The sequence below is a fragment of the Kineococcus haloalkalitolerans genome, from assembly GCF_050871905.1.
GTDB lineage: Bacteria > Actinomycetota > Actinomycetes > Actinomycetales > Kineococcaceae > Kineococcus.
Window position 1 is genome coordinate 1 of the sequence record NZ_JBJLSH010000088.1, and the last position, 5,367, is coordinate 5,367.

The 5,367-nt window shown below is 74.8% G+C and carries 3 protein-coding genes; 1 reads left to right on the top strand and 2 read right to left on the bottom strand.

Translation table 11 applies throughout. From position 1 onward, the window contains the following. Positions 1 to 119: 119 nt before the first annotated feature. Both tal and tkt read right to left on the bottom strand, forming a co-directional pair. Entirely contained in the window at positions 120 to 1,238 is a 1,119-nt protein-coding gene (gene tal, locus ACRYMY_RS19395; RefSeq protein WP_432548854.1) for a transaldolase, read from the bottom strand. 120 nt (positions 1,239 to 1,358) lie between these two features. Continuing rightward, the gene (gene tkt / locus ACRYMY_RS19400; protein WP_432548855.1) at positions 1,359 to 3,452 is read right to left on the bottom strand and encodes a transketolase; all 2,094 of its coding nucleotides are present in this window, start codon (positions 3,450 to 3,452) and stop codon (positions 1,359 to 1,361) included. A gap of 482 nt (positions 3,453 to 3,934) precedes the next feature. Here tkt and ACRYMY_RS19405 point away from each other — a divergent pair, with 482 nt between their 5' ends. Continuing rightward, complete coding sequence (locus tag ACRYMY_RS19405) at positions 3,935 to 4,900, top strand: heme o synthase (protein ID WP_432548856.1); 966 nt, start codon at positions 3,935 to 3,937, stop codon at positions 4,898 to 4,900. Positions 4,901 to 5,367 lie beyond the last annotated feature (467 nt).

A 5,367-nucleotide genomic window follows, 5' to 3' on the forward strand; every position in this document is an offset into this window, starting at 1 on the left:
GTGGTGGTGTGGCCCGCCGGGGGGCCGCGGGAGGTACAGCCGCCCGGCACCCCGGCGGGGGGGGGGGCCGCCGCCGGGCCCGGCCCCGGCGGCGGCGTGGGCTCACTGGCCCGGGGACCTCACTCGGAGTCGAGCTGGGTGCGCACGCGCTCCAGCTCGTCGGTCACCGTCTGCAGCAGCTCGCCCCAGCTCTTCTCGAACTTGTCGACGCCCTCGCGCTCCAGGAGGTCGGTGACCTCCGTGTAGCTGACGCCCAGGCGCTCCAGGGCGTCCAGGACCTGCTGCGCCTCGCCGTAGCGGCCGCGGACGGTGTCGCCGGAGACCTCGGCGTGGTCGATCGTGGCGTCCAGGGTCTTGCCGGGCATGGTGTTCACGGTGCCCGGGGCGACGAGCTCCGTCACGTACAGCGTGTCGGGCAGGTTCGGGTCCTTGACGCCCGTGGAGGCCCACAGCGGCCGCTGCGGGCGGGCGCCAGCCTCGGCGAGCACCTGCCAGCGCGGGGTCGCGAAGACCTCCTCGTAGGCCTGGTAGGCCAGCCGGGCGTTGGCCAGGCCGGCCTTGCTGCGCAGCGAGCGGGCCTCGTCGGTGTCCAGCGCGTCGAGGCGCTTGTCGACCTCGCTGTCCACGCGGGAGACGAAGAAGGAGGCGACGCTGGCGATGCGGGAGAGGTCGTGCCCGTTCTGCCGGGCCTGCTCCAGGCCGGTGAGGAACGCCTGCATGACGGCGCGGTAGCGGTCCAGGGAGAAGATCAGCGTGACGTTGACGCTGATGCCCTCGGACAGCGCGGTGCTGATGGCCGGCAGGCCCTCCACCGTCGCGGGGATCTTGATGTAGAGGTTCTCGCGGTCCACGGCCTGCCACAGCTGGCGGGCCGAGGTCTCGGTGGCGACGGTGTCGCGCGCCATGCGGGGGTCGACCTCGAGGGAGACGCGGCCGTCCAGGCCCTCGGTGCGGTCGTAGACCGGCTTGAGCACGTCGCAGGCGCGGCGCACGTCCTCGGTGGTGATCTGGAAGACCGCCTCCTCGGTGTCCGCGCCGGCGCGCACCAGCTCGCGCACCTGCTCGGTGTAGGCGTCGCCCTTGGCCAGCGCGCTGGCGAAGATCGTCGGGTTCGACGTCACGCCGAGCACGCCGGCGTCCACCAGGCGCTGCAGCTCACCGGAGTCGGTCAGCTCGCGCGACAGGTCGTCCAGCCACACGGACACGCCGTGCTGCTGCAGGTCGTCGAGGTTGGTCATGGGTTCTCCTCCGTCGTTCGTCCGGGCGGGTGCCGGCGGACGGCACCCGGAGCGTGCACCGGCGCGCTGCGCCGGGGTGGCGGGGGCGGGCCCGTCGCGGCGCCCGCCCCCGCACGGGCCTCAGGACAGGCCCGCGAGGCTCTCCTTCGCGGCGGTCACGACGACCTCGTCCGTCAGGCCGAACTCCCGGTACAGGTCCTGGTAGTCCGCCGAGGCGCCGAAGTGCTCGATGCTCACGGTGCGGCCGGCGTCACCGACCAGGTCGTGCCAGCCCTGCGCGATGCCCGCCTCGACGGACACGCGCGCCTTGACCTGCGGCAGCAGGACGGTGTCGCGGTACGACTGCGGCTGGGCGTCGAACCACTCGCGGCACGGCAGCGAGACCACGCGGGTGGGCACGCCCTGCTCCTCGAGCTTCTCCGCGGCGGCCACGGCGATCTGCACCTCGGAGCCGGTGCCGATGAGGATGACCTGCGGCGTGGCGGCCGAGGCCTCCACCAGCACGTACCCGCCCTTGGCGACGCCCTCGGCCGCGCCCCAGCGCGGCTGGGAGCGGTCGAACGTCGGCAGGTTCTGGCGCGAGAGCGCGATGCCCGCCGGGCGGTCGGTCGTCTCCAGGATCGTGCGCCACGCCCACGCGGTCTCGTTGGCGTCGGCCGGGCGGACGACGTCCAGGCCCGGGATGGCGCGCAGCGAGGCCAGGTGCTCGACCGGCTGGTGCGTGGGGCCGTCCTCGCCCAGGCCGATGGAGTCGTGCGTCCACACGAACGTCACCGGCAGGCGCATGATCGAGGCCAGCCGCACGGCCGGGCGCATGTAGTCGCTGAAGACGAGGAACGTGCCGCCGTAGGGACGGGTGCCGCCGTGCAGCGCGATGCCGTTGAGGATCGAGCCCATCGCGTGCTCGCGGATGCCGAAGTGCAGGGTGCGCCCGTAGGGGTTCCCGTCCCAGGTCTTCGTGGTGCGGCTCTCGGGCAGGAAGGACGGCTCGCCCTTCATCGAGGTCAGGTTCGACTCGGCGAGGTCGGCCGAGCCGCCCCACAGCTCCGGCAGCGTGGAGGCCAGCGCGTTGAGGACCTCGCCGGAGGCCTTGCGGGTGGCCACGGCCTTGCCGGCCTCGAACTCCGGCAGCGCCGACGTCCAGCCCTCGGGCAGCGAGCGGGTGGACATGCGCTCGAACAGCGCGGCGCGCTCACCGGCGCCCCCCCGCCACTCCTCGAAGCGGGCCTGCCACGCCTCGTGGGCGGCGCGGCCGCGCTCGCGGGCCTGGCGGGCGTGGGCGAGCACGTCGTCGTCGACCTGGAAGGCGCGCTCGGGGTCGAAGCCCATGACCTGCTTGGTGGCGCGGACCTCGTCCTCGCCCAGGGCGGAGCCGTGCGACTTGCCGGTGTTCTGCAGGTTCGGCGCCGGCCAGGCGATGGTGGTGCGCAGGATGACGATGGACGGCTTGCCCGTCTCGGCCTTCGCGGCCTCCAGCGCGGCGTGCAGGCCCTGCACGTCCTCGGTGTAGGGCCCCTCGCCGCCGTTGGTCCAGTCCAGCGTCTGCACGTGCCAGCCGTAGGCCTCGTACCGCTTGCCGGTGTCCTCGGCCAGCGCGATCGCCGTGTCGTCCTCGATGGAGATGTGGTTGGCGTCGTACACGACGACCAGGTTGCCCAGCTCCTGCACGCCCGCGATGGCGGAGGCCTCGCTGGAGACGCCCTCCTGGATGTCGCCGTCGGAGGCCAGCACCCAGATGGTGTGGTCGAACGGGCTGGTGCCGGGGGCGGCGTCCGGGTCGAACAGGCCCCGCTCGCGGCGGGCGGCCATCGCCATGCCGACCGCGGAGGAGATGCCCTGGCCCAGCGGGCCGGTCGTCATCTCCACGCCGGCGGTGTGGCCGTGCTCGGGGTGGCCCGGCGTCTTGGAGCCCCACTTGCGCAGCGCCTTGAGGTCGTCCAGCTCCAGGCCGTACCCGGCCAGGTACAGCTGGATGTAGAGCGTGAGGCTGGAGTGCCCGCAGGAGAGCACGAACCGGTCGCGGCCGACCCAGTCCGGGTCGCTGGGGTCGTGCTGGATCATCTTCTGGAACAGCAGGTGCGCCACGGGCGCCAGGCTCATCGCCGTGCCCGGGTGGCCGTTGCCGGCCCGCTGCACCGCGTCCATGGCGAGCACGCGGACGGTGTCGACCGTCCGGGCGTCCAGGTCGCTCCACTCGAGGCTCTGCTGGCTCACGTGTCTCCTCCCGTGCGAACCAGCCACCGCCGCCGCCCGCGGGCTCGGGGCGGGGACCGGTCGTGGTCCGCTCTCGTCTGACGTCCCTGGCGACCGGCCGGCCCGGCCCGGCCGCCGCGCCCCTGCCGGGGTGCGGCACCCGTGGTGCCGGTGCCGGCGCGGGCGCGTCGTCGGGGTGCGTGCTCGGCTGTGTCACTCGCTGCGACCCGCCGCACGCGCGGCACGCACGGATCACCGCGGAGCCGAGCCTACTCGTCCGCCGTCCCGGCGCCGCCCCGCGGTGTCCCGGGGCCCGCGGCGGGTCCGCCGGCGCTCCGCGCGGGGCTCGCGGGTGGCGCGCAGCGGGCCGTGGCGCGAGCCGGTCAACGACATCGCGTAGCAGCGGCGTAGCATCGAGGCGCCCGCCGTCGCCTCGCCCTGAGGACACTGTGACTGTCGTCGACCCGCGTCCCTCGGACGCCTCCGCGCACTCGCGGCTCTCGCTGGGCCGCCGGCGCGGACGCCGTCGTCCCTCCCGCTTCCCGCGCGCGCGGGCGTACGTCGCGCTGACCAAACCGCGCATCATCGAGCTGCTGCTCATCACCACCGTCCCGGTGATGGTGTTCGCCGCCGGCGGGCTGCCGCCGCTGGGCCTGGTGGCCGCCACGTTCGTCGGTGGTGCGCTGGCGGCCGGCTGCGCGAACACCCTCAACTGCTACTTCGACCGCGACATCGACGCGTTGATGAAGCGCACCGCGAAGCGGCCGCTGGTCACCGGTGAGGTCACCCCGCGCCAGGCGCTCGTCTTCGCCGCGGCGCTCGGTGCCGGGTCGGTGGCCCTGTTCCTGACGTTCGTCAACGCGCTGTCGGCCGCGCTCGCGGTCGCCGCGATCGTCCTGTACGTCGTGGGCTACACGCTGCTGCTGAAGCGCCGCACCTCGCAGAACATCGTGTGGGGCGGCGTCGCCGGCTGCATGCAGGTGCTCATCGGGTGGACCGCGGTGACCGGCCGGCTGGACTGGGCGCCGTTCGTGCTCTTCGGCGTCATCTTCCTGTGGACGCCGCCGCACTACTGGCCGCTGTCGGTGCGCTACCGCGAGGACTACGCCAACGCGGGCGTGCCCATGCTGCCCGTGGTCGCGCGCCCCACGACGGTGACGCGGCAGGTGGTCGCCTACACGGTGGCGATGGTGCTGTGCTCGCTGCTGCTGGTGCCCGTGGGCGGCGCCGGCCTGGTCTACGGCCTGGCCGCGCTGGTGCTCGGCGGCGGCTTCCTCGCCCAGACCCTGGCCCTGCACGCCCGCGCGCGCCGCTTCGAGCGCGAGACCGGCGGCCGCGACGCCGGTACGGCCGAGCAGCTGCGCCGCATCGGCCCGATGGGCGTCTTCCACGGCTCGATCACGTACCTGACGCTGCTGTCGGTCGCGGTGGCCGTCGACCCGTTCCTGCGGGTGGCGCTGCCCCTCTGAGCTCCTCCCCGCACCACGGGGGAGCCCCGTCTCGAGAGCCCCGCCGGCGACGCGCCGGCGGGGCTCTCGCCGTCCGGGACCCGGTGCCCCGGGGCGGCCGCGTCCCGCCTCGGCGTCCTCACGGAGGCCGCGGGCTGCTGCTGGGGGCCGACGGGCGGGTGGTCGCGCGCACCGTCGGTGGATTTTCAAATACTATAGCCTAAGAGCTGGACAGCTCCGGCTCCGCTGATCGCCAACGGTCCCTGGACGGGTCCGGGGCCGGCGCGTGGGGCACCCCCGGTCCACCAGGTGCCCCGGGGCGAGCCCGGGCGGGCCAGGACCGTCCGGTGCGCCGGGCGCGCCGCGCCGACGGCGCCGCGACCGGGTCGGGCGCCCGCGCGCGACGACCGGCGCGGACGTGGGGCGGGGGGCGCCCCCCCCCCCGGCGGGGGGGGGGGCCGGGGGCGGGGGCCGCCGGCGGCCGGGGG